Origin of the sequence: Clostridium felsineum DSM 794 (assembly GCF_002006355.2) — a bacterium.
Taxonomy (GTDB): domain Bacteria; phylum Bacillota; class Clostridia; order Clostridiales; family Clostridiaceae; genus Clostridium_S; species Clostridium_S felsineum.
The window spans coordinates 1,196,468-1,220,956 of record NZ_CP096980.1 but is presented as its reverse complement, the minus strand read 5'-3'; the positions used below and the strand labels follow the sequence as shown (position 1 = coordinate 1,220,956).

General features: G+C 27.3%; 17 protein-coding genes and 4 CRISPR repeat arrays. Of the genes, 1 reads left to right on the top strand and 16 read right to left on the bottom strand.

The window, feature by feature from the left end; all coding sequences use genetic code 11:
* Positions 1 to 246: 246 nt before the first annotated feature.
* The 16 genes from cas2 to CLFE_RS05665 form a co-directional block, all read right to left on the bottom strand.
* Positions 247 to 510, bottom strand: coding sequence for a CRISPR-associated endonuclease Cas2 (gene cas2, locus CLFE_RS05740; protein WP_077893515.1), 264 nt, complete (start codon positions 508 to 510; stop codon positions 247 to 249).
* A gap of 3 nt (positions 511 to 513) precedes the next feature.
* Positions 514 to 1,506, bottom strand: a complete 993-nt coding sequence (gene cas1b, locus CLFE_RS05735) for a type I-B CRISPR-associated endonuclease Cas1b (RefSeq protein ID WP_077893516.1) — start codon at positions 1,504 to 1,506, stop codon at positions 514 to 516.
* Between the two features lie 12 nt (positions 1,507 to 1,518).
* Positions 1,519 to 2,010: a CRISPR-associated protein Cas4 gene (cas4, locus tag CLFE_RS05730; protein ID WP_242951621.1), complete on the bottom strand. Its 492-nt coding sequence runs from the start codon at positions 2,008 to 2,010 to the stop codon at positions 1,519 to 1,521.
* 10 nt (positions 2,011 to 2,020) lie between these two features.
* The gene (locus CLFE_RS05725) at positions 2,021 to 4,330 is read right to left on the bottom strand and encodes a CRISPR-associated helicase/endonuclease Cas3 (protein WP_077893518.1); all 2,310 of its coding nucleotides are present in this window, start codon (positions 4,328 to 4,330) and stop codon (positions 2,021 to 2,023) included.
* Between the two features lie 11 nt (positions 4,331 to 4,341).
* Complete coding sequence (gene cas5b, locus CLFE_RS05720; RefSeq protein ID WP_077893519.1) at positions 4,342 to 5,064, bottom strand: type I-B CRISPR-associated protein Cas5b; 723 nt, start codon at positions 5,062 to 5,064, stop codon at positions 4,342 to 4,344.
* A 10-nt stretch (positions 5,065 to 5,074) separates the two neighbouring features.
* Positions 5,075 to 5,950, bottom strand: coding sequence for a type I-B CRISPR-associated protein Cas7/Csh2 (cas7b, locus tag CLFE_RS05715; protein ID WP_077893520.1), 876 nt, complete (start codon positions 5,948 to 5,950; stop codon positions 5,075 to 5,077).
* Positions 5,940 to 7,889: a TIGR02556 family CRISPR-associated protein gene (locus tag CLFE_RS05710; RefSeq protein WP_077893521.1), complete on the bottom strand. Its 1,950-nt coding sequence runs from the start codon at positions 7,887 to 7,889 to the stop codon at positions 5,940 to 5,942. Before CLFE_RS05710 ends, cas7b begins: the two co-directional genes overlap by 11 nt.
* 511 nt (positions 7,890 to 8,400) lie before the next feature.
* On the bottom strand, positions 8,401 to 9,267 hold the full coding sequence (locus CLFE_RS05705; protein ID WP_077893522.1) for an Rpn family recombination-promoting nuclease/putative transposase: 867 nt from the start codon (positions 9,265 to 9,267) through the stop codon (positions 8,401 to 8,403).
* A 182-nt stretch (positions 9,268 to 9,449) separates the two neighbouring features.
* Positions 9,450 to 10,280: direct repeats of the CRISPR family, unit length 30 nt; unit sequence GTTTCAATTCCTTATAGGTACTCTAAAAAC.
* 313 nt (positions 10,281 to 10,593) lie between these two features.
* A CRISPR array of direct repeats spans positions 10,594 to 10,891; the repeat unit is 30 nt; unit sequence GTTTCAATTCCTTATAGGTACTCTAAAAAC.
* 426 nt (positions 10,892 to 11,317) lie between these two features.
* Positions 11,318 to 11,875: direct repeats of the CRISPR family, unit length 30 nt.
* Positions 11,876 to 12,228: 353 nt separating this feature from the next.
* Positions 12,229 to 12,926: direct repeats of the CRISPR family, unit length 30 nt; unit sequence GTTTCAATTCCTTATAGGTACTCTAAAAAC.
* Positions 12,927 to 13,116: 190 nt separating this feature from the next.
* Positions 13,117 to 13,863, bottom strand: a complete 747-nt coding sequence (gene cas6 / locus CLFE_RS05700; RefSeq protein ID WP_077893523.1) for a CRISPR-associated endoribonuclease Cas6 — start codon at positions 13,861 to 13,863, stop codon at positions 13,117 to 13,119.
* Between the two features lie 41 nt (positions 13,864 to 13,904).
* Positions 13,905 to 14,906, bottom strand: coding sequence for a DUF6602 domain-containing protein (locus CLFE_RS05695; RefSeq protein WP_250944732.1), 1,002 nt, complete (start codon positions 14,904 to 14,906; stop codon positions 13,905 to 13,907).
* On the bottom strand, positions 14,872 to 17,052 hold the full coding sequence (locus CLFE_RS05690; protein ID WP_077893524.1) for a TIGR03986 family type III CRISPR-associated RAMP protein: 2,181 nt from the start codon (positions 17,050 to 17,052) through the stop codon (positions 14,872 to 14,874). The genes CLFE_RS05695 and CLFE_RS05690 overlap by 35 nt, the downstream gene beginning before the upstream one ends.
* Entirely contained in the window at positions 17,052 to 17,468 is a 417-nt protein-coding gene (locus CLFE_RS05685; protein ID WP_242951622.1) for a hypothetical protein, read from the bottom strand. The genes CLFE_RS05690 and CLFE_RS05685 overlap by 1 nt, the downstream gene beginning before the upstream one ends.
* Before the next feature lie 5 nt (positions 17,469 to 17,473).
* Entirely contained in the window at positions 17,474 to 18,784 is a 1,311-nt protein-coding gene (locus tag CLFE_RS05680) for an RAMP superfamily CRISPR-associated protein (RefSeq protein ID WP_077893525.1), read from the bottom strand.
* Entirely contained in the window at positions 18,784 to 20,940 is a 2,157-nt protein-coding gene (locus tag CLFE_RS05675; RefSeq protein WP_077893526.1) for an RAMP superfamily CRISPR-associated protein, read from the bottom strand. The genes CLFE_RS05680 and CLFE_RS05675 overlap by 1 nt, the downstream gene beginning before the upstream one ends.
* Before the next feature lies 1 nt (position 20,941).
* Entirely contained in the window at positions 20,942 to 22,639 is a 1,698-nt protein-coding gene (locus CLFE_RS05670; RefSeq protein ID WP_242951623.1) for a Cas10/Cmr2 second palm domain-containing protein, read from the bottom strand.
* Between the two features lie 362 nt (positions 22,640 to 23,001).
* A complete protein-coding gene (locus tag CLFE_RS05665) occupies positions 23,002 to 23,328 on the bottom strand; it encodes a thioredoxin family protein (protein WP_242951624.1) in 327 nt (108 codons plus the stop codon).
* 272 nt (positions 23,329 to 23,600) lie between these two features.
* Between CLFE_RS05665 and CLFE_RS05660 the strand changes: the two genes are divergently transcribed.
* Positions 23,601 to 24,155, top strand: a complete 555-nt coding sequence (locus CLFE_RS05660) for a hypothetical protein (RefSeq protein ID WP_077893527.1) — start codon at positions 23,601 to 23,603, stop codon at positions 24,153 to 24,155.
* The last annotated feature ends 334 nt before the right edge of the window (positions 24,156 to 24,489 follow it).

The window sequence follows — 24,489 nt, the reverse complement described above, 5'->3', positions numbered from 1 at the left end:
CACATCCAACCTCTTTCTTTATTTTACCACAAGCTTCAATTCCTTATGGGTACTCTAAAAAACCATCAAATTAGCATACATCAGCTTTCTTAAAAAATCAAATTTTACACATTTCCTCAAAGATTAATAAAAAATCAATCTAAACTCCCTATTTTACTACAAACTAAAAAATCGTCGACCCCCAGTGTTTTAAACTACTCAGGGTCGACGAGAAATTTTCATTTAACTGTATAAACAATTTTAAAATCATAAAAATATATCCTGCTTATTTTTAGAAACTCCAAGTACTTCTCGCTTTGAATACTTTGTACTTTTAAAAGTATATATTATTATAGAATCCTCACCAGGCATCATAATATCAGAAAGCTCATACTTTAACTTCTTTAGATTTGCTACACTTATATCTCCTTCAAAAACAGAATTTTGTACCCACGTTAAATATTTTCTACATATTTTAAGTGCACGACCAACACGTTTTTCACCAAAGTCATAAACAAGTATCACAAACACTAACTACCACCTCGCAATAAAACCATCATACGGTTCATCCTCTGTAATATACTTTTGAAGCTTGTATAATTCAAGTCTTATTATGCGCTTATAACTTACAGTAGTTCCTATTTTAGGATGCTTTATTGTTGTTAACAGTTTGTTATTATATTCTTCAATAAACTTTTTTCGCCCTCTCTCATTAAGCATTATACCATTAAGATCAGCTTCAAAATCCTTTTCCGTTAGCTCATTTCTATTAAGAATCGAAAAAATAGTTCTATCCACTATTATAGGTTTAAATATTTCAGCAATATCAAGATTAAGAGAAAATCTCCTCATATTAGTTGAATGTAAATAGCCTATTCTTGGATCTAACTGAGTTTGATATATTTCACCCAAAACAGTTGTATACATCATAGAATTTCCAAAACTAATTAAAGCATTTATTTTGTCACGTGGAGGGCGCTTACTCCTTACTTTAAACTCAAATTCTGGATTTTTTATTATTTTTGAAAAACATCCATAGTAACCTTGCCTCATATTTCCTTCAACAGCCATAAGTTCCTCTACTGTTTTACAATTTTCCATAAGCTCTTTCTTTTCTGCCATATCTGTAATTTCAACCTCAAGCTCTACTCCCCTACTATTATAATATTTTAAAATTATAATTATATTTTCAACAGCAGTTTCTATTATCATCTTAGCTATTTTTATTCTCTTTTCATAATCAAGATAATTTTCAGCTTGCTTTAAAATTACATATCCAGAGTTTAAATGCTCTCTTGGATAAAAAGTTCCTGTATAATATCCATAATAATTAAAAAAGTGTATGCATATTTCCTTTTGAGACACAAAATCCAGAAATTTTTTATTTAAATTGATTTCACCAAACACCCAAATATTGTTTAATTCCTCTACTGGCAAATACTTTTTCTTTCCTTCACTTTCAAAATATACAGTATTGTCTTTCCTTTTTAAATCTCCATCATTAAAAATATAAATATCCTTTTTCACTACTTACCCTCCTTAAGAATAACAGTACTCTTTATATCCACAATTTTTACAAAAGCCTATCTTAACAGCTACCGGAGGATGATTTTCAGTATATATCTTTTCTATATCTAAGCACATTCCTGAAAGCTTACTAATTGATTCATCTGTTAATTCTATTTCAGTTCGCTTTTTTTCTTCTGGATACAGTAAGACACCTTTTGCCTCTATTCCTGCATTTTTTAGCTCATTTAAATAATATATAAGCTGCCATTTTGAAGCTTCAGCATACCTTGAAGACTTCTTTGTTTCACCGATAGTTATCTTATTTTTCGACTTAAAAATAACATCAAATTTAACATTACCAAAGCTTATTTCCTTATTGTTTCTTTTATATGTACGCTCATGAATAAATCTACCTAAATCTATATTTTCATCCTGCTGATCTGGTACTATTGATCTAGACATAAGCCATACTTCACGTTTGCATACATTATAATACCACAGCATAGTTCCGTTAATTTCCACAATCTCACCTCTACATAACAAAAAAATCTTCTTCCTGTTCTCTTTTATATCCAGTCTTATTGTCATAATATACTTCACATGCACTTTCAGGAAGATTCAAAATTAAATCCTCTTTATCATTTACTCTATCAATATGCTTAACTGGAATAGATAAAATATATTCTCTAATGCTGCTCTTTATTTCAAGCATTTTTTCACTCTTCAATTCAATATCTTTAATTTTTAGTGCAGCTAAAAGTTTTCCATAAACCTCTTCAGCCTCATCATTAATTCTAAAAAACACATCAACATAATTATCTTTTTCTTTTATAAGTGAAAACTTATCTATACTATAGTCCTCTTCACTAAAATGCATTTTTATAATTGACTTTTCAAACTCAAAGGAGACATCCTGATTTTTATACTTATCAACCTCATTAAAATACTTTGCAACAAGTTCAAAATACTCTTTTTCTTCTATAATTTTTTCATCCTTCAAAAGCTCCATACTTATATTTATTAAAGTTTTTCCATAAACTCTTTTACTATAATATGATCCACTATCATCAACCATAGCATAAATATATACATTTCCAATCTTCTTTTTACCATTTCTATTACACCTACCAGCAGACTGTATTATAGAAGAAATAGGTGCTATATCTCTTATAACAACATCAAAATCAAAATCCACACCAGCTTCAACAACTTGAGTTGACACAAGTATTATTTTTTCACCTTTATCTAATCGTGATATTACTTCATCTATTCTTTCTTTTCTATGGCATGGTAAAATGTTAGTTGATAAATACAAAACTATTCTCCCACTATTTTTAAGTTCATTATAAATTTTTAAAGACTGTGATATAGTATTGCATATTACAAGATAAGATTTTTCCTCCATATTTTCATAAAATTCCTCCACAAAATCATGTATTTTAATTGGATTAAGTCTTGGAATAATAGAGGTTCTATTGAACATATCAAAATACTTTTTATTATCCTTTAAAAGTTCAACCGAATTTAAAAGCATAAGCGGTTTTGTTGCAGTCATCATTATTATTCTGCAATCAAGATATTCACTAGCTGCTGTTAAAATAAATTCTACAAGCTTTAAATATTCTATATCTATTGCTTGAACTTCATCTAATATAATTATTGATTTTCTTATAGCATTAAATTTTTTAAGCATCCTATTTTTATTTCCAATTAAAGTTTGAAGAAGTTGAACAAATGTTGTAATCACTATACCGCTATTCCAATTTTCTATTAACATTTCAGCCTTAACCTTTGTATAATCATCATATTCACTATTATAATCAACATCTGCAAGGCTATGATGTTTTATAATATATTCGCTACTTTCGTTTTCAAAATTATCTATACTTTCAAAAAGAGAATATATGGAGGAGTAATTCTGATTTATTATTGATGTGAAAGGAAGTGAGTATATAATCTTTCTATTATCACCTAAAAGCTCTCTTAATTTTAAAGCGGCAAAAAAACCACAGTAGGTTTTACCTGTCCCTGTAGGCGAGGTTATTGAAAAAATTTTATTATTTTTATATGAAAGCTTAATTTGTTCTTGAACTTCATTAAATATTTTACTTCTGATTAGATTTACCTTTTCCTCTGCATTATCTTTAAATCTTTCATTTTTAGATTTATTTAAGATTTCAAAACTTGCAAACTTTACTTCAGAAAGCTTTAGGTTAGCGGCACTAATTTTGTCAGCAGCAATAAGGGAACTATAAAGCATTTGACTTACAAAATAATATTTTTCACTATCATTCTTATACTCAAAACCATACTGCAATTTTCTAAGCTTAGTTAATATTTTTTCAAAAGGCTTTTGTTCTATGAATGTATTAAAATAATCCCCATATCCTATTTTTTTATAATCATCTCCAATAAACTCTTTATTTTTTTCAATATCAGCTATTTGTTCAAGTGCATTGTCAATTTTGTCCATAAGATCAACTCTATCTATAACTTCTCTTTTAAAACTTTTAGGTAGGTTTACATATGCACTTTTTATACTTCCATGATGATGAAGTATTGAATTATATATAATTACTGGCATTATATCTTCATAAACATCTAGAGCAATAAATGCACCAAATAATGCTGAAATAAATCCATGACCATTCAGTTGATTTTTGGTCTTATTTTTACTCTTAATGTATTCTTGAAAAAAAGTAGTGTACTTTCCAAAATCATGAGTAAAACTTAAAATTTCTTCTGCTTTAGCATACTTTTTATCACAATATTTTTGAGAAAGTTCATTAACTTCAATTAGATGTTCCAAAACAAGCTTATCCGGATGAGAATAAAATTTCAATTTATCATCTCCTACAAAAATACTATATTTTCATCTTTAAGTCTTATAAATTCTGTATTAAGCTTTAATTTTAATGGATTACCATTTTCATCGTAAATATATGACGCCATATTTCCTATTTGTCTATCATTAAGAAATTCAACAGGCATTCTTTCCTTTAATAGTTTTAGATTTTCACTTTCAAATATGTCTATACTTCCCTCAACTATGTATTTTGAATTCACAAGAGTAGATATATCAATTACATCTATACTTTTTTCCTGTTCTACATAAACTCTTTCACAAAATTCAAAAATGCAATTAAACGGTGCTGATCCAAAATATGGACAATACACATATTTATTATTTTTTATTCTATATTCTAATTCATCCATAAGAGCTTTATCACTGATACTTACATAAATAGTATACTTAATTCCATTGTCCCCAGTTAAAATTTCCACTGGTATTTGTGTATGTTCTTTGGGTTCATATATATTAGCAGCACTTGTAGCTTTAATATAGTTTAAGCTTTGCATTATTTTTCTTATAGACCCGTCTTTTTTTATGGCTACATTAAGATTTGCTTTTGAGAAAACCTCATAGTAACTATTTCGTTCATATCCTAAAATAGCTGCTATCAAACCAACAATAGTAGTCCTTGGAGGTACCGAATAAGAAAGTGAAGATGAATTAGTGTAGAACTTCCTAAAGTGTGCAAACTTGCCTTTTAATTTTAATACCAATAAATCCATACTCTTCACCCTACTTTACTTCATTTAATGTAAAACTACTGAATGCCTCCTTAAAATCCACTTTATTTCCGTCAATAATTAATTTAAGCTTTTCATCTGCAAAATAATATAATTTAGAAATTCTATCTTTGTTTTTATAAAGAAAATGTATAAGCTCTGTTATATCTAAACTTACTTCCTTTATATCTCTTACACTCTCTTCTTCACAAGAAAACTTCAAATAATCTCTTAAATCTCCAAGTATAGTTTCATTATCCTTATATTCAACTCTCAAATAAAGTCTCGGATACTGTCCAATCTTACTTCTAGTAGCAAGCTCTGGTATAGCATATCTCATTGCTTTATCCAAAAGTTCAACATCTTCTTCTTTTAATTTTGTATGTTCTGCTCTTTTTCCACTTATAACTCCACTAAAAGCAATAAAGGAATACTTAACCCTATAGTCCTTTCCTATTGCACCTTGTGTATTTTTTTCATCAGTTGCAAAATGTGAAGTTATGCTTGATTCTAAAACCTCAACTTTATTTAAAGAATATCCCCAGTTAAACTGAACAGGTCCTATGAAATTTTTGTTATCCTTTTTTATAGGAATTGTTGCACCAAAAAGTCTTACATCTATAAGATTTTCTAGTATTGTATCAACATCACTACTTCCAAGATCCTTTATTCTTCCCTCTGCTGTTACTGCCTTATCTCCTACCTTTGACACAAATAATTTATACCCTCTATCTAAAAAATAATCTCTAACATATCTTTTCATTCTTAAATCAGAAACAAGATTTATCTCCCTTTCATAATCCATACGTGGTCTATTTTCTTCATCTGGATCTCCATTTGGATTTGTAAGCTTTCCATCATATAAATATAAAATTTCACTATTGTTCATTTTCTTTTCCTCCCTTACTATTGAGCATTGCCTTTGTAGTTTCATAACTATATCCTGATAAGATATAGAACAAATTTTCATGCTTATTTAACTTCCATGAACTTGAATTTTCATCCATAAGCCTCTTATATTCTGAAAAAATTACTTCATTGTAATTTCTTATCTTTTCCTGAATTAATTTATTAAACACTTCGTTACTAAGTCTTATAACCTTACTCTTATCAATTCCCCCGAAGTTTAACTTATTAAGAATTGGCTTCTTATCCCCGCCCATTCTTTTATATTGAGCATTTCCAATCTTACCTATAAGACATCCTAACAAAAACATGGCACTTTGCTGCTGCCCATATCCCATCTCTTTTATGTATCCTTTTAAACCTTCGTCACTTAACTTTAAATCAGAAACCTCCATTTTTTTCCCTTCCTTTATACATCCCATATATTTCAAAAATATTATACAAAAATTTGATTTAAGTATTGTATTATATATACCTGCCTTGCTATTCACATTATATCCTTGCTCATCAAAAAATTGTATTTTTGCGCACAAAATAACGCTCTTTATAAATTCCTCTAATTTCAAATTTCCCCCAGTTAATATTGCATCATATATTTGAAGAAGTTTTCTAAAATTCATAGGTTCAGAATTTTTAAGCCTAATTGGCGTCATAAAATAAAATGTTTGCAAATCTATTTTTAATTTGTAGTTTATACCCATAACTTTTTTACTTAGGCGAAGCATATCATAAGATACTGTTACAATTTTTTCAAATACAGATGGATTTACATCCTTTATCAACTTTTGAATTTTAGTTGCTTGATTTGCTCTTTTATAAAACATTATATTTACTAAAAAATATGAATCTTCATCATTTATGGCTTTTATATTTTCAATTTCACCTTTAAACTCCTCTACACCACTTAAATTCTTAGCTGTATTAAAAGAATATTCAAGCTTATCCGATACCTTATCCAATTGTTCTTTATTTATCGGTGCTCCTAGTATAAAATGTGGAATTAAATATACATTAAAGCCTACAATTTTTGTATTTAGCTTGTTTTGTATATAATTTTCTCCTGCCATAAGTTTATTTAGACAATCTTTGCATAGAAGCATATTTTTATCATAGCTATTAAGTTCACTTGCAAATATAATTTGATTTGTAGTGTAATATTTTATTTTCATTTTAGATAAATCTGATGTTAAACTATCACTACCCCCACACATACTACAAAACCCCAAAGTTTTCTTACTCTTCTTTCTGCTCTGTTTACTATTTAAAATCTGCTTTCTATATTCTTTAAACTCACTTAAAGGCGTTCCATCTATAACAATAGTGTAAATACCTATTTCATCTTTTTTTGTATCTAACTCTGATTTGACATAATTTTCGAACTTTTTAGAATACACTTTCTTTATTTTTGAAGTTATATTTTTATATCTTTGTTTTTCTTCTGTTTGAGCCTCTTCCTCTTCTATTTTATTTAAAGTATCTATAATATCTTCTTCACTAATTCCAAATTTTTTATAATTCAAAACATATCTATTTTTGGGTTTGAATTTTTCTCCCAAATCCACATAAAAATTGTCACATATAATTTTTATTTTACTATTTAGTTTCTCTCCCAAATCAATTTTAGCCAAATTAGAAAAAGTTTCAGTTATGTGATACAGATATGAATTACTTGTTGCAAACCATTGAGGAGATGCTGGACCATCTACCGAACCTATAAATAAATATTTTTCTGCTGTACTATTATCAATTTCTTCATTTATATCTAATTTAAATTCCATTTTCTCTGTGTCAAAACAAAATTTTAAAACATGCATTTGTTTTTGTTTTTTATTTTTTAAAGGGACATCTTTAATTAAATTTGAAAGCATATCGCTTCCATCAGAGAGCATTGAATTTCCTATTTGAATTATACCTTCAAGCACAAAGCCCCACCTCTTTTGGCATTTTAATGTGTCACTATCATAATTATTTTTATTATGTATATTTTAAATTTACAATAAGGTTATATTTTATTTAAAAATACCTATATTGTATTAAATTTAAAAGACAATACTATTATTATCTATAATTTAGTTTTTTATTCTCTTTTTGCAAAATATAATAAACCTTTTAGGTATTCTAAAAAATAAAGCATGCATATTTTAAATTTACAAATTTAAATTCCTTCTAGGTAGACTTGTTTTCAATATCTTTTTCTATATGTTACCATTTATTTAAATAAAATGCAATATTTTTTATAATTTAGCTATTCTATTTAAAACTTACTTATAGGAAGGTATACATTATATTACTGATATTTCCTCGTATATAAAGGCACTATGTCAGTTTAGTTACATATTGTCAATCTAGAATCTTTATTTTACTACAAACTAAAAAATCCCCGACCCGAGTATTTTTTTACTACTCAGGGTCGACGACAAATTTTAAGTTCATCTATTTATCTCTTAATTTTCTAATCTCTTCAATTTTTTCTTTATCTAAACCCGTTGCTTTAGCTATAAAATCATCATCCATTCTCATAGCTAATAAATTTTTCACAGTATTAATTTTTTCTTCTTTAATTCCTTCTTTTTTCCCTTTAACTATTCCAGTTCTCTCAGCTGTTTTTATCTGAGCCTTGTAATCCATCAATGCCTTTAAATCATTCTCATATACTTCTCTTTCTTCTTTACTTAAATACATTATATCTAGTTTTTCTATTGCTTTTTTTACCTCTCTATCTTCTGCAAGTTCTGCTGGTATACTATCTTTATCAAGTTCATATGCTCTACTTAAAAATGCTATCCATCTATCTAAGCTCGTTTTCAATTCTTTATAATCTTTATCAAATTTATTTAATTCTATAAAATGCATTTCAAATAAATTTGAAAATTCTTTTAAAGTTCTCGTGTTATATATTTTAAACTCATTGTGAAATTCTTTATCATTTAGGTAATTAAAATCCAGTATGTTTATTGATATGGTCTTCCTTAATTTCTCATAGTATTCTCCACTTTCTATTTGACTCGAATACACTTTTGACCAATAATACAGTGCTCTTTTATCAAAAAAATCCTGCTGCGATATCTGCATTTCTATGTCATACCATACTTCCTTATCATCCACCGCTTTTATATCTAAAATCGTCATTTTTCCATTTCTATAATCTGCTATGTTATATGGATTCTTTAATACTATGTCCTTTATCTGCTCATTTTCATCTATTATTGAATTTATAAATGCTATTAATATATCTTTATTTTCTTCACTGCCAAAAAGCTTCTTAAATGCAAAGTCAACTTTTGGGTTTAGCCTACACATTTCATTCACTCTCCAACCTTTTTTTACTTTATATCATCATAACACAGCTTCACAGTATTTGTATAGAATCATACTAAGAAATTGACTCGATAGACCCATTATACTTCTAATCCTACACGAGGTTTGGACGGAGTCCATTATCCTTCTATAACTTCATTCTACCTTTTCTTCATTTCCTACAGGTTTCAATTCCTTATAGGTACTCTAAAAACATAAGATCAAAGTGCACACATAAGTATGATGGTAAATTGTTTCAATTCCTTATAGGTACTCTAAAAACGTTTTCCCGAACTGGAGCAGTACTTTCGTTTTTGCGTTTCAATCCCTTATAGGTACTCTAAAAACTACTTTAGGTTTCATTACTTTAGACCCCCCTTACATGTTTCAATTCCTCATAGGTACTCTAAAAACCATTGATAAAGCTTCTGGTACAATACTTTTAAAACTTGGTTTCAATTCCTCATAGGTACTCTAAAAACTGATTTGGTTAGATGGAGAAAAAATCCAAAAAGAATTGTTTCAATTCCTCATAGGTACTCTAAAAACAAATTCTTCAGGAGAAAAGAACAATTATGGGAAGCTGTTTCAATTCCTCATAGGTACTCTAAAAACTTTATACCTTTCGTGTCTAATGCATGTAGCACTTGCATGTTTCAATTCCTCATAGGTACTCTAAAAACAATTTCTATATAGTCTTTTTTTATCTGCATTTACAGTTTCAATTCCTCATAGGTACTCTAAAAACCGAAGATAAACGAATGTAATTAATCTTAACATTAATGTTTCAATTCCTCATAGGTACTCTAAAAACTGAAACATCCAAGTTCCATTACCTAAATCCGTTCCATCGTTTCAATTCCTCATAGGTACTCTAAAAACATGAAAGCTATAGTATATTTAAAGGTAGAAGTAGATGGTTTCAATTCCTCATAGGTACTCTAAAAACTCCAGCACTCCCAAAGATGGTGACACAGGAATTGCGTGTTTCAATTCCTCATAGGTACTCTAAAAACCCATCAAATATAGCATACATCAGCTTCTTCAAAAAATCAACTATTACAAATTATATTAAAAATTAATGCAAAATCAATCAAAACCCGCTATTTTACTACAAACCAAAAAATCGTCGACTCCCCAGTATTTTTACACTACTCATGGTCGACGACAAATTTTAAGTTTTATTTATTTATCTCTTAATTCTTACTTATTTATTCTATCATTTTAAAGGTTGCCAATCGTCATTCTGAAAGCAATCCTACCAGAGGCTTGGACGGAGTCCATTATCCTTCTTTAACCACATTCAATCTCTTTCTCCATTTCACCCACAGTTTCAATTCCTTATAGGTACTCTAAAAACATAGATGGCTGTTCATATGAACAAATAGAATTCAAGTTTCAATTCCTTATAGGTACTCTAAAAACCATGTCGTTGTTTTGCAAGTACTCTTAGCTTAGAAAAGTTTCAATTCCTTATAGGTACTCTAAAAACATAGCTGTGGAATATGGAATGTTGGAACGAGAAGTTATGTTTCAATTCCTTATAGGTACTCTAAAAACTAACATTTATTAAGACACTTAGTTTAAATGCAAGTGTGTTTCAATTCCTTATAGGTACTCTAAAAACCCCATCAAGTATAGCATACATCAGCTTCTTCAAAAAATCAACTTTTACAAATTTTCTTCAGAATTAATGTAAAATCAATCCAAACCCGCTATTTCACTACAAACTAAAAAATCGTCGATCCCCCGGTGTTTTTACACTACTCAGGGTCAACGATAAATTTTAAGCTGTATTTATTTATATCTTAATTCTTTAATTTTTTAAATTGAAATATATCAAAATATAATAATAGGTATTCTAAAAGCAATCATACTAGGAGTTTGGGCGAAGTCCATTATCCTTCTTTAACCACATTCAACCACTTTCTCCATTTCACCCGCGGTTTTAATTCCTTATAGGTATTCTGAAAGCAATCCTACCAGGGGTTTGGGTCGCCAGACCCATTATCCTTCTATAACTTCATATAATATCTTTCTTCATTTCACCCACAGTTTCAATTCCTCATAGGTACTCTAAAAACCAAATGTGTTTGGTGACGGTAATATTTGTTTTGGAGGGTTTCAATTCCTCATAGGTACTCTAAAAACTTCAACAACCTACACAGCAAGAAAATACTAATACTTGTTTCAATTCCTCGTAGGTACTCTAAAAACAATAAGTATAGCACAATAAAGGAATATTTAGGCTATGTTTCAATTCCTCGTAGGTACTCTAAAAACAGTAATAATACACCTAGTTTAAATAATACTACTAAGTTTCAATTCCTCGTAGGTACTCTAAAAACATGGCTACAATAGGTTTTAATGCGGACTTTGCTCGGTTTCAATTCCTCGTAGGTACTCTAAAAACCATCATATTTGTGAGGATGCTGAAATGCAAGTAATATTGTTTCAATTCCTCGTAGGTACTCTAAAAACAAGGAGAAAGATAAAAAGAACTGATTGGAAATCTGGTTTCAATTCCTCGTAGGTACTCTAAAAACTGTAATAGCTAAGAATTTAATTACAAATGATATAAGTTTCAATTCCTCGTAGGTACTCTAAAAACCCCCATCAAATATAGCATACATCAGCTTCTTCAAAAAATCAACTTTTACAAACTTTCTTCAAAATTAATGAAAAACCAATCAAAACCCGCTATTTTACTACAAACCAAAAAATCGTCGACCCCCCAGTGTTTTTACACTACTAAGGGTCGACGACAAATTTTAAGTTAGATTTATTTATCTCTTAATTCTTATTTATTCTATCATTTTAAAATTTTCTAATCGTTATTCTGAAAGCAATCTTACTAGGAGCTTGGGTTGTCAGACCCATTATCCTTCTAATCCTACCAGAGGCTTGGACGGAGTCCATTATCCTTCTATAACCACATCCAACCTCTTTCTTTATTTTACCACAAGCTTCAATTCCTTATAGGTACTCTAAAAACTTTAACTTAAAGTTCCACCATTAATCCTATCTGCAAGGTTTCAATTCCTTATAGGTACTCTAAAAACCTGATGCAAATACCTCTATTAAATTTCCCTTCTTTTTCGTTTCAATTCCTTATAGGTACTCTAAAAACTAGAAGTATCTATGAAATAACTAGATATGAAGGTGAAGTTTCAATTCCTTATAGGTACTCTAAAAACATAGCCGATTACAAGGGGCAATGGGTGCTATAATAAGTTTCAATTCCTTATAGGTACTCTAAAAACATAGCTATGAATTTAACAATATGACCATAGATGAATGTTTCAATTCCTTATAGGTACTCTAAAAACTTATTGTATTTTATTACATTTGATTAATGTTTTTACAGTTTCAATTCCTTATAGGTACTCTAAAAACAGAAGTAAAAGGTGGATTTCAAATAGTAGAATATGCGTTTCAATTCCTTATAGGTACTCTAAAAACAGTTTTTCCAATATTAGACTATTAAAATATTTATGGAAGTTTCAATTCCTTATAGGTACTCTAAAAACGTTTGTGTAGATTCAAAAGAAGAATTTGAAGAGATGTTTCAATTCCTTATAGGTACTCTAAAAACTATTTCTGCTGCATTATAGCCTTGTGCGCCACACTCAGTTTCAATTCCTTATAGGTACTCTAAAAACCCATCAAGTATAGCATACATCAGCTTCTTCAAAAAATCAACTTTTACAAATTTTCTTCAGAATTAATGTAAAATCAATCCAAACCCGCTATTTCACTACAAACTAAAAAATCGTCGACCCCCCGGTGTTTTTACACTACTCAGGGTCGACGATAAATTAAATAACATTAGTAATGTCACATTTTTTAATATTAGTCACGCCCAATACATTTCTCTATACATCCAAATCCTTGAGCATTTTTAGATCCAAAACCAGAATTATATCCAACATTTATAAGTTCTTTAGAACCATTTAAAATAAACTCACCATTCCAACCCTTTATGACTGTACTTTTATAGACAATTACCTTTTCTCTTAATTTACAATTTTTTACAGCCTTTATTTCAAAACTATCATCCAATGGCATCTTGCCAAAAGCAGCTTCATATTTTTTTATCAAATTTCTTCTTACAAGCTCTGAAAATTCATTTTCAAATGGGCTATAATAATAAGTTTTCTTTTTATCTTCATTTTCAAAGGTACTATATATTACAATAGGCGATTTTGTATAGACTTTAGCACCAGATTCAAGAACATTTTTTTCACATTTTATATCCTTTACGTGAACTATATTATTACCAAGCCTTACCTCATCACTCATAATTATACCATTAGCTAAATATGAAAGAAATTTATCATCCTGAGCTGCAACTTCAAGTTTTACTCTATCTTCATATGTTATTGTTTTTTCATTTCTATCTATTAAAAACTTACCTTGAAGTCTTGAAAAAGTATAGAGTTTATATGTTCTATTTCCAACTTTATATCCAAAATCATGTATAAATTTTTGATAATTTTCATCACTTAACCAGTTTAAAATAACCGCTTGAACAATATGATTGTACTGTTGTGGTAATCTTAGAGGTTTTTCAAATTCAAAATTTATTGTTAGTCTCATTTTCCGCCAACTTTCTAAATATACTTTATAAAACTTTTTTGCTAATCAAACTTTTTACCAATATTATTAAACAATGTAGCATAAGATTCATGTGGAAATAACATCGGATTATTTATAAGCATTAAAAGTTGATTTAGTTGAAATATTAAAGAAAGTATTACATTTTCATTTTCATTATTATCTACAATTTTAATCGACAAAAGACTCGTTTTTATATCTTTTCCTTTTGTATTTTTCTTATCTTGATATAACTGCATGTTATTTCCAAAACGCTCTACCTTATAATGATTTAATGATTCATACCATTGATAATATGTATCACTTTCATTTTTAATTACTTTTTTCAAAGAATTTTTATCCTTATTTACACAAAGACAAATGTCAAACATATTAATAGCTGCTTCTTTTATTTCTCCATTTCTACCAATACAACATAATATTCTTATAGGTCTAGTTGATGTTTGTGATTTAGTGTTTTTTTCATTTTCTATATTATTATCAACTAATCCAGGCATAACCCTTACAATAGAATTTAATGATGTGGTGAGCTTGTCTATACTTTTAATCCACTCACCTAAATCTTTAGTCTTAAGTTCTACACTTTTACATTGTATCACTACAGCCACTGCTTCTATAGGTATGAATTTTATCTTGCCATAATTAAATATATATGGAGTATATTGCTCATCAAATATTGCGAGATCTACTTCATCTGATATATTACCATTAGAATCAATAATAAAAACTCCTTGATCTATACAGAATTTTTTAGGGATAATTTTTTCAAATAAATCTTTCCACACTTCTTCTCTATAAGTTCCTGCTGTTAATTGATGATTGGGAGTATCTAAAAATAGTTGATCAACTACACATTTCTCAATATTCTTATAATTTTCGTAAAGTTTTTTTAATGTTTCTTCCTTATCCATATTTGCATTCTCACCTTTACCTTTTATTTTTCTTTTATATTTATAATCCTCATTAAAATTCAATATAAAATGTATAATTTTATTTTCTTCCTTTACTAATCTTAATCCTATCATTTGACTCAAATTTACTTGCTACATATTCTCTAAATCTTTCATCTTCTAAATCAACTGCCGGCATTTCTGCTAATTTTTCCCTTTCCTCATATTGCTTTAAATAACCCTCTATTGGTCTTAAAGCCTTTCTTTCCTTAAAATCTCCTAACTCCATATATTTAAGTTCACTATCTTTCGGAATTTGCTTATCATTTTTACTCAAACAAAAATATTTATATATATCAGTATCTTTTAAATCACACCCAAGATTTTTTTCCATGTTATTTTCAAAAGCTTGCTTACATCCTTCAATATCTATATCTTCTTCACAAGCACTACAATTTAATTTTGTAAATCTATTGGACATTTTAAGTTCTTTAACTGCAACTATATCTACTTTTATTTTCCCAAAGCCATAAGGTTTGCCTTGTCCAATATTATCTACAGCTTTATCATAGGGATTTAATGCCATAAGCAACAAACCAAGTTCATCATAATCCAAGTTTTCAAAATATATTCTTCCTATAAATTCTGATTTTGAATTAATTGATTTTAATTTTGCAAATTGATATTCTTGTGGTTCCCTTTTATGTGTATTATATCTACTATTATCACTTCTAACTTTTTCTAATTGAGTTTTAAAATCATCTACTATATTTACATTATCATGCATCCAGTAAAATTTTTCACCTCTAAGTTCAAAATCCTTCTCATAAGTATTTAAACTTCTTATATCATTTTTATCTTGTTTTAAATAAATTTGAAAAGAATTTATCTTAGGATTCATAAGACTTTTAAATATCTTATCCATCTCCCCTTTATTTTGTTTAAGTTTTGCATTAGTAAATTTCACTCTTCCCTTATAAGAAATTTCACCTTTCGTACTTTTAAAATTTGCAAATCCAAATATACCTTGAATATAATCTATACATTTTCCCTTATATTCCTGATTAACTTTTACTCCATCTGAAACAGATCCCCCATAAGCTACCTTTAAATATGGTGTAAATCCAAATGATTGAACTTCTTCATTTTTTTTATCTAGTACATAAAATACAGGAATGCATTCATTATTATCCGGCAAATGAAATTTTTTTGAAACATTTTTTATATATTTTATACTAGTATCAAAGCTAACTTTCAAGCTATGATTTATTGGTAATTTTCTTTTAACTTCATCTGGTTTATATATTATATAATGATTTTGTTTATTACTACCATTTACCTTAGACGAATTCATAAGTACACCATATTTTTTATTGTAGTTAAATTCTTTTATATATTTAATATTTAATTGATTATTTTTCACGTTTATTTCATAATCAATAGTTCTATAATATGGTTCATATTTTTTAACTTCATTATTTTGAAGTAACTTTGCTATATTATCAGCTATATTATCAATTTTACTTTGTATTGCTTTTTCTAAACATTTTTCTTCTTTGGTTATCTCTTCTTTTACCTTACTTTCTATTTTTTCCTTAAGCTCTGTTTTTAATCTCTTCTTCTCAAATTTCAAGTTCAAAACTTCATCCCATAAATCACTTCTTCTGTCTAGTCGATACATATAATTAACTAATCTATCGTTAACTCCTGATTTCTTAAATCTTTTTCTTAATTCCCCTTCATTTATATCTCTAAAGCTTCTTCCCTTTTCATCTTCAACAGCAGGTATTATCGTATATTTTCCATTTTTATTAGTTAAATATCCTGCCTTTACTTTATCAGTTATTTTCGGATTCTTTGGTTTTGAAAACAAGGTATTATTATATAATATTTTTAATACATCTTTTCCATTGGAAAACGGAGCTCTATACCACATTTTTTTATCATTTATAAATTCAGGATATGCACAAGAAAGCACTTCAGCATTACTTCGTACTCTTCCTCTCATTGTAGAACCTGGAATTGTACATTCATTGTTAACCTTAAAAAAGTTTCCTTTACCATCACCAATGAACATAGGCGATTCTGTAGTTATCTTATAATCAATATACCCTGTTTTAAGATTACTATAAAACTTATCATGATAAACAAGTTCATTAATGCCTTTGGCTTTTAACTTTGTTTTATCCTCATTTTCTATACATCCTTCTATAAAGTGTCTATAAACAACACTTTTAGGAAAAGGAATAAAATTGTACGGTGCTGATGCGTAATTTTCCATCACTTTTCACCTTCCTTTTTTATATCACATTTTATATCACAAAGTTTCGTATAATAAACATATGCTTGTCCGTCATCATCATACTTAAAAAAATGCCTTATAACTAATTTGTCATTTTCATTTTTAAATGGACTTTTATGTTTCTGTAAAATTTGCTGTTCTTCAACAAAATCATTATTACCTTCTGAATCAAAAATAACAACTGAAAACTTTTCGTCATCATTTTTAATTATTGATGCTTCTTTGATTTCATTGAAAAATTTAGCTTCAATTAAATCATCTAAAAAATAAAAGTTATCTATTTCCTTAACATTTGATAAATATAGATTGCTGTATGTATTTATCCATGCATATTTAAAATTATTTTCTAAACATATTTTCTCAACTTCTGATTTATTTATTTCTAATTTTTCCACAAATATCACCCCAATTCCTTTGAAATAATCTCTTCAAATATATCTAGATCTCCAACTAATTCTGTTTTATTCTCAAAATGTACTTTACATTTCTTATATTTGTTACCATCTATACCTATACTTATTCCGTTTAAAAGACCATAACCAACACCATCGCCACTTCCTATGGATACATAACCAAATCCTATATCTCTTAATGCTAATATTATAAGTGCTAACGCTTTGTTGTCTTCTTCTTTTAAAGTAATTTTAATTTCTATAGGATTATTCTTATTTGATACTACTAATTTTTCAGAAAATACCCCTCCTTCTGACACCCCACCAGTAAATCTATCGATTTTTATTCTATTATAAACTTGAGTATTTTCTTTTTTTAGTTTTACATCATGAAAAACAACTTTTCCCTTTATTTTATCTTGATTTTCATTATTTTGGCCTCCAAATATCTCCTCTAGATCACCTAAATCTTCTTTTTTTAGAGTATTATATATCTTGCTTATATAACTTCTTACAACTCCTTTTATAGTTGATGCAGGAATTACATAAAACCCACCTTCAAAATAAGAGTTTTGTACACTTTTTTTGGTATCACTTTTTCCTTGTACTAATTCTTTTTCTACTTTTCCTCTAACAATAAGTCCATCTTCACAATATCCCTTAAACTTTATTTCTATTTCTTCAGATTCTACTTCTCTTTTATTTGATTTTATTAAATTTTTCTTTTCTATTTTTTCTGAGCTAAGATATTCTTCTAAATCCTCTTTTTTTGATAAATCAAATTCTTTTTCATAAAGATCATCAACAGCTTCAAATTCCCCAAACCCGAAAGTTGTATTAGAGCCTAAAGTTATCTTTCCCTCTGAAAGTAAATAAATAAAATCTTCTATAAGAGTGCATAGTTCACCATAAATTTCCTCTTTCATTTCAAAAGCTCGTATTTCAAATGCTATATCAAAATGTTTTCCTTCAGATATGTGATACTTATTAAACAAGCATCCTCCTAATGAAGTTGAACTTTTATAATCAATTTTCACATGATCTCTTAACCTTAAATCTTCATTCTTTATTTCTTCAAATGAATATGAGTCGTAAAAATACACACAAGATATTTCTCCATCATTGCTAAATACTTTGCTGAATATATCATTTTTTCTATTCTCTAAAAAATTTCTGAAAGCACCTGCTATAGACGTTCCATTAATTAGCGCATGCTTGTCTACTAAAAGCAGATCATTTCCTTCTGTTCCATTACCTATCCTAAATGGTGATATATTTTTCAAACTAACTAAATATTGCTTTATTTTATTTACATCCACTATATTTCACCTTCATTCTTCTGCTTTATTGAATAATAAAAAGCTTCTCTAATTAGGGTAATAAATATTTTGCTTATATTAAAATTAATATTCTTATCAATATTACATCTAATAAATTCCTTTATATTAGCCAACTCCATTCTACTAATATAATTAAAATCATATTTGTCAAAAATCTTTTGATTTAATATTTTCTCCTTAATTTCATTTTTAGAATTATTTTCTGTTGTATCTTTTATTTCATTAATATAATTTTTAAGTTCATCTAAATAATTGCCTTCAGTTTTTAATATAGAATCCATTTTCGCTACAATGTTATTAGCTTGAGTCTTATCTAATGTTAATTCAACTTGATTTCTTGATATATAGTTTTTAATTTTAAGTTTTGTCTTTTCTTCATTTATTCTCATTTTTAAATCATTAATATAATCTTTAGTAACTGTACCTGATTGAGAATAGTCTTCATCATCTTTATTTATCATATCTTTATATACAATTTTTTTTGCTTTCAAGAATTGTGGATTTACAAATACCCTTCCAAAACCATCTAATATTCTATCTCCATGCTGTTTTTCTATAAATTTATTAATACTTTCATAATCAAAATTTTCTACTTTTTTTAGTTTTATTACACTTCCAGCCTCTACTCCATATACTTGAGGTAAATTACTTTGCCACTTTGAATTAAAACCAGTAATTATAGTAGGTTCAATTTCATATTCATATTCATCAAAATCTGTATTCAACTCTTTATTTAAATAATTTTTATCAAAAGAACTACTTATTTGTTGATTTTCATCTCTCAATATTGTATTTGATAAAAAATAAATATACATATTACTTTGCTCTGATTTATCTTTATTTAAATATCCTAATTTATCATCTAGTTTCTTAAAATCTTTAACCGACTCTAAATTAGTTATCTTAACTTTTCCATAACCACCAGTTCTAGAACCACCTAAATATAAAGTCCTATTTTCTAATATTTTTTTATATAACTCTTTTTTCTCTTCTAACGTTATTTTAGAAACATCTATTATCCCATAAAATTCTTGATTTTTACCAATAGCTTCATACCTAAATATATTTGATTTATCTTTTTCTCTAGAATGATGAAATCTAAACTCCTTTTTCACATTAAATTGATATAAAACATTTTCTGAACAATAAGAAAAAGCTCCTTTTTTCAATTTTTTAATTTTACGTACATTATTATCATTTAAATTATTATTGAAAATTATTGAAAAATCCTCTGCTAAATACTCCCTTGAACTTGATTTATCTCTTTCTTTAGTTATTCTGAATATATTGGGAGTAGGAAATGAAAAATACTTTTTTAAATTATCTTTAAATATTGGATATACATCATAAAATCTAACTTGCCTAATTATGGAATTAAAGTCTTTGTCTTTTTCATTATACTTACTAATTACAGCCCCTCTAACAGATGATCCAGTTATATAAAGTTTACTTTCCTCATAATCATACTTTGCCTGACTATCCCCTATTTTAACTGGTTCGTCTAAATTTATTTCATAAAATATATAATCAAAGTCATTTTCAGGCATATTTTTCACTTCTGTACTACCCTCATTTTCACATTCTAATAAACTTACTTTAACATTTCCTTTTCCCCTACTTTTATGTATACCTATATGCTTAAGTCCCTGAATTGCATTTTTAATAAATTTAAGCTTCTCTTTTTCTAGTTTCTCTTCACTCTCTATAAATCCTACAAAAACTAATCCCTTTTTTAATACTCTTGTTGCTCTTAATGATTTATCTTCTGCGACACCTTGTCCATTAATTTTTATAGAATACCTTATATCCGTTAAACATTGCATAACAATGCTTTTATCATTAGAAAATACTTCTTTAATATCCTTATCCAAATAAAAATTAGTAAACTTTAAAGCTCCCTCGTTTTGATAATCACCAAATAAACTTTTAACTATATTATCAAAATCCTTTTCATATGAAGGCTTTAAAACTTCTTCAGCAACATTCTTTAAATTGCCCTTGAAAGTTTTTCCCAAGAAATAAGGGAATCCATTTCTATCTAAGAGAATTTCCGTATTTACAACTCCATTTTTGGCTTCTCCATTTCCTAATATAGTTTCTGATAATAACTCTATAGTGATTGGATATTTAAACATTTTAATTTTCTCCTTTCACATATGTGTATAAATCCATAACATCTACCGCATCATATATTAATTGCTTATTCATATATACATTAGATTTTTCTTTATTATTTACATTGAGTATTTTATTTAAATTGTATTTTAATGCAAACAATTTAAACTCTTCCTCACTTGAATTCATAGCTCTAAATGCTCCTTTTATATTGCTCTTACCACTTCTATACCAAATCATTTTCAATATATTTTCAAAATGATCAAAATTATAATTCACGATATTTTCTATAAACTTCTTTATATCTTCTTGGGTACTTTGATTCTCCATTTTTATATTATTAATATTTGTTCCGTCAATTATATATGGTCTTCCTACTAATATTTCATCTCTGTTACTTTCAATGGATTTTTCTTTTCTAATTTCTGAAAGTTCACCCATTATGTTTCCTCTTTCAATTTGCCAGTCAATTATTGATGCATCATACTTTTCAACTTTTTCTTTAATTTTCTTTAATTTTCTCTTTGAATTTTCTTCTAATTCTTCTGCAATTTTTACAGCTCTAAAAAATGGATGTTTTTCTTTTACTATAGCTACACCAGCCCCAACCGTTAATTTTTCTTTACTTCCATCTCCTTTGAACAAAATTTCTTCATTGGATATTTTTTTTATAAAATTTTTGGTTATATCTATTGATAGTTTTCCGTTACTTATAAATGTTATATCATCACCAGCCAAAATTATTGGTCTTAAAGGAATTGTTTCTTTTTCGGGTCCACCTATTTTTTCTGAATAGTATTTATAATTATCTTTTAGCTCATTAACCATTTCTTCAAATGCATTTATGTATCGATTACTTATATCTTTTGTTAATTTATTAAATTCTTCTATATACCTCATGTTTTCTTCAAAATAATTATTTCTATCTAAATATTTAAAGCTCCCATTAAAACTCTGAATTTTTTTACCCATACCATTTCCATCTATACAAGTTACTCCAATATATCCACCTTTTTTATCTTTGTTCCAACTTATATCTTCAATCTCATCTGGGAATTTACTCATATCCTTTAAATTATGTTCTTTTATAAAATTCTTTTTATCACTATCCGAATTTATAATATAATAATCTAATTTACAATCATTATATACAGCAGCATAGAATTTCAATTTATCATTTGCTTCTTTAGAAATATAAACTTCCTCACTTTCATATCTTTTAACCTTAATTGCAGGTTTTCTTGTACTTTTACAAAGTTCTGTTAGCCCATAGCCTATTCGCTTAAATTGATTTTGTCTTTTCCCTTTCTTTTTAGTTAATTCATTTTCTATCTCATCATATAAATTAATTATTTTTTCATGACATAAATCAAATTTCTTCATTACTATAAGTAATTCCAACCCATCAAATTTTTCTATTACATATTTGCTAAATCTTTTATTAAATTCTATAGCTTGATCCTCATCAGAAAATATGTACATAGAATTGCCACCCGCTGCAAACAATTTATGTCCTATGTTTTTTTTATTAAAATTCTTAATATTAAATTCCTCATATGATAAATCCATATTTTTCAATATATCTATACCAAGTTCTTCTGAAACATATTTTATTATTTTTGATGCTCCTATTATTTCTTTTAGAACATTGCTTCTGAATATGTACTTTTGCTTACTACCAATATCAATCTTAACCACATAATATGTACTCTCTTTCAACACCATCACCTCACTTATAAATTTTAACATAAAATTTATTTTTTTGTTTTTTATCATATTTTTACTACACACTATATTCTGGGATAAAACAGTACTATCTCCTTTAATTTATCAAATTTATTATTTTCTCTTAGTTTACTATTTAACAAAAAATAAATAACTAACCTAATAATGACACTTCTATCACTTTAGATTAGCTAAAATTATTTAAAACGAGGTATTCTAAAAAATTAACTTTTAGAAATTTTCTTCAGAATTAATGAAAGATCAATCCAAAAATCCTATTACACTACAAACTAAAAAATCGTCGATCCCGTGCATTTTCAAACTCCACAGGATCGACGAAAAATTTTAAGTTACTTTTATTCATTAATAAATTTATAGTATCTATCAATATTACTTTCTATCTCATCTAAATTTATATAGCGTGCTTGCCTTATAGCTTCCTTTCCATTTACAAATACAATGACAGCTGGAAGTGTAAATACATTGTAAGAAGCTGCCAACTTTATATTACTTTCTACATTTATAAAAAGGCTTTTAATATTAGGATACTCCTTTAAAATTTCATTTACACCTGGTTTTATAACTTTACATACACCACAGGTATCACTTTCAAAATATATCAGCGACATTTCATTGCTATTTATTAGTTCCTCTACTTCTTCTTTTAAATATCTTTTACTCAATCTTATCAGTCCTTAAATAAATTTTGTATATATTATTTTTTCCTTCTTCAACAATAAACCATAAATATTATTTTCAAAACACAAACGTTTTTATTTCATTATATAATGTTTATATTTATTATAAATATAAACATTATATAATGAAATATATTTTTATAAATTGATATATATTTATCATAAACCACAATACTACCCTTCATATAAATTTAAATTACTTAAATCAATTCATATGATATAATTTAAAATGCACTTTTTTATATTGGAGGATCATAATGAAACAAAGACTCAATAAAACTAAATCAATAAATACGAAAAAAACAATACTTCTACTTATCATACCTATTGCTTTTATAATAACTTCAGTATTACCTGTAAAAATACCTGAAAAGGTAGCCGGTGATTTTAATAAAAATAGATTATTAGTTGAAGAGCAATTCATAACTGGACCACCATATAGAATTATTAAGGGCCATTCTTCTGTATCCAAGCTTTTCAAAGGTAGAGCCAAAATCGATACCTCTGAACTTGGTTTAACTGGAAATATTCCTTTAAACTCTATAGATATTAATGCCTTAAGGGATGAAAATTTAAGATATATAATAGAAGGTAAAATAGTAGGAACCACAGATATCTATGGCGATGGATATAAAGTTCCAATTTTTCATGTTACTAGTTGGCATCCTACCTCATATTTATCATGTTTTTATTATGGTAAATCAAAGACTTTTATTATTACCTGGTTAATCCTAGGCTGCTTATTTATATTAGAAATTATTGTGTTATTGATAAGATTAATTTTAAAATATTTGATAAAAAAATTCAGATAGATAAAAACAGTTGAGCTATTCACAAAACTCAACTGTTAATTGTTTATACTCCTCTTATCTCTAAGCATATCAAAAACTATAAAAATCACAACTAATAATCCTAGTAGAATCCAAATTAAAGCAACCGAAAAACTTATAAATTGAAACCACAATGTAGCATATAAATGGATAAAAACATATGACTAATATATAATAAATAAAATTATATTTCCATTTAGTTAATCGATTTAATAATTTTTTTATACCTTCTCTTTTATGTAGAAATCCCGTAAAAAATATGGAAACAGTGGTTGGAATAAACGCACCTAAAGTTAGAAGCAATCTAAAATCTTCA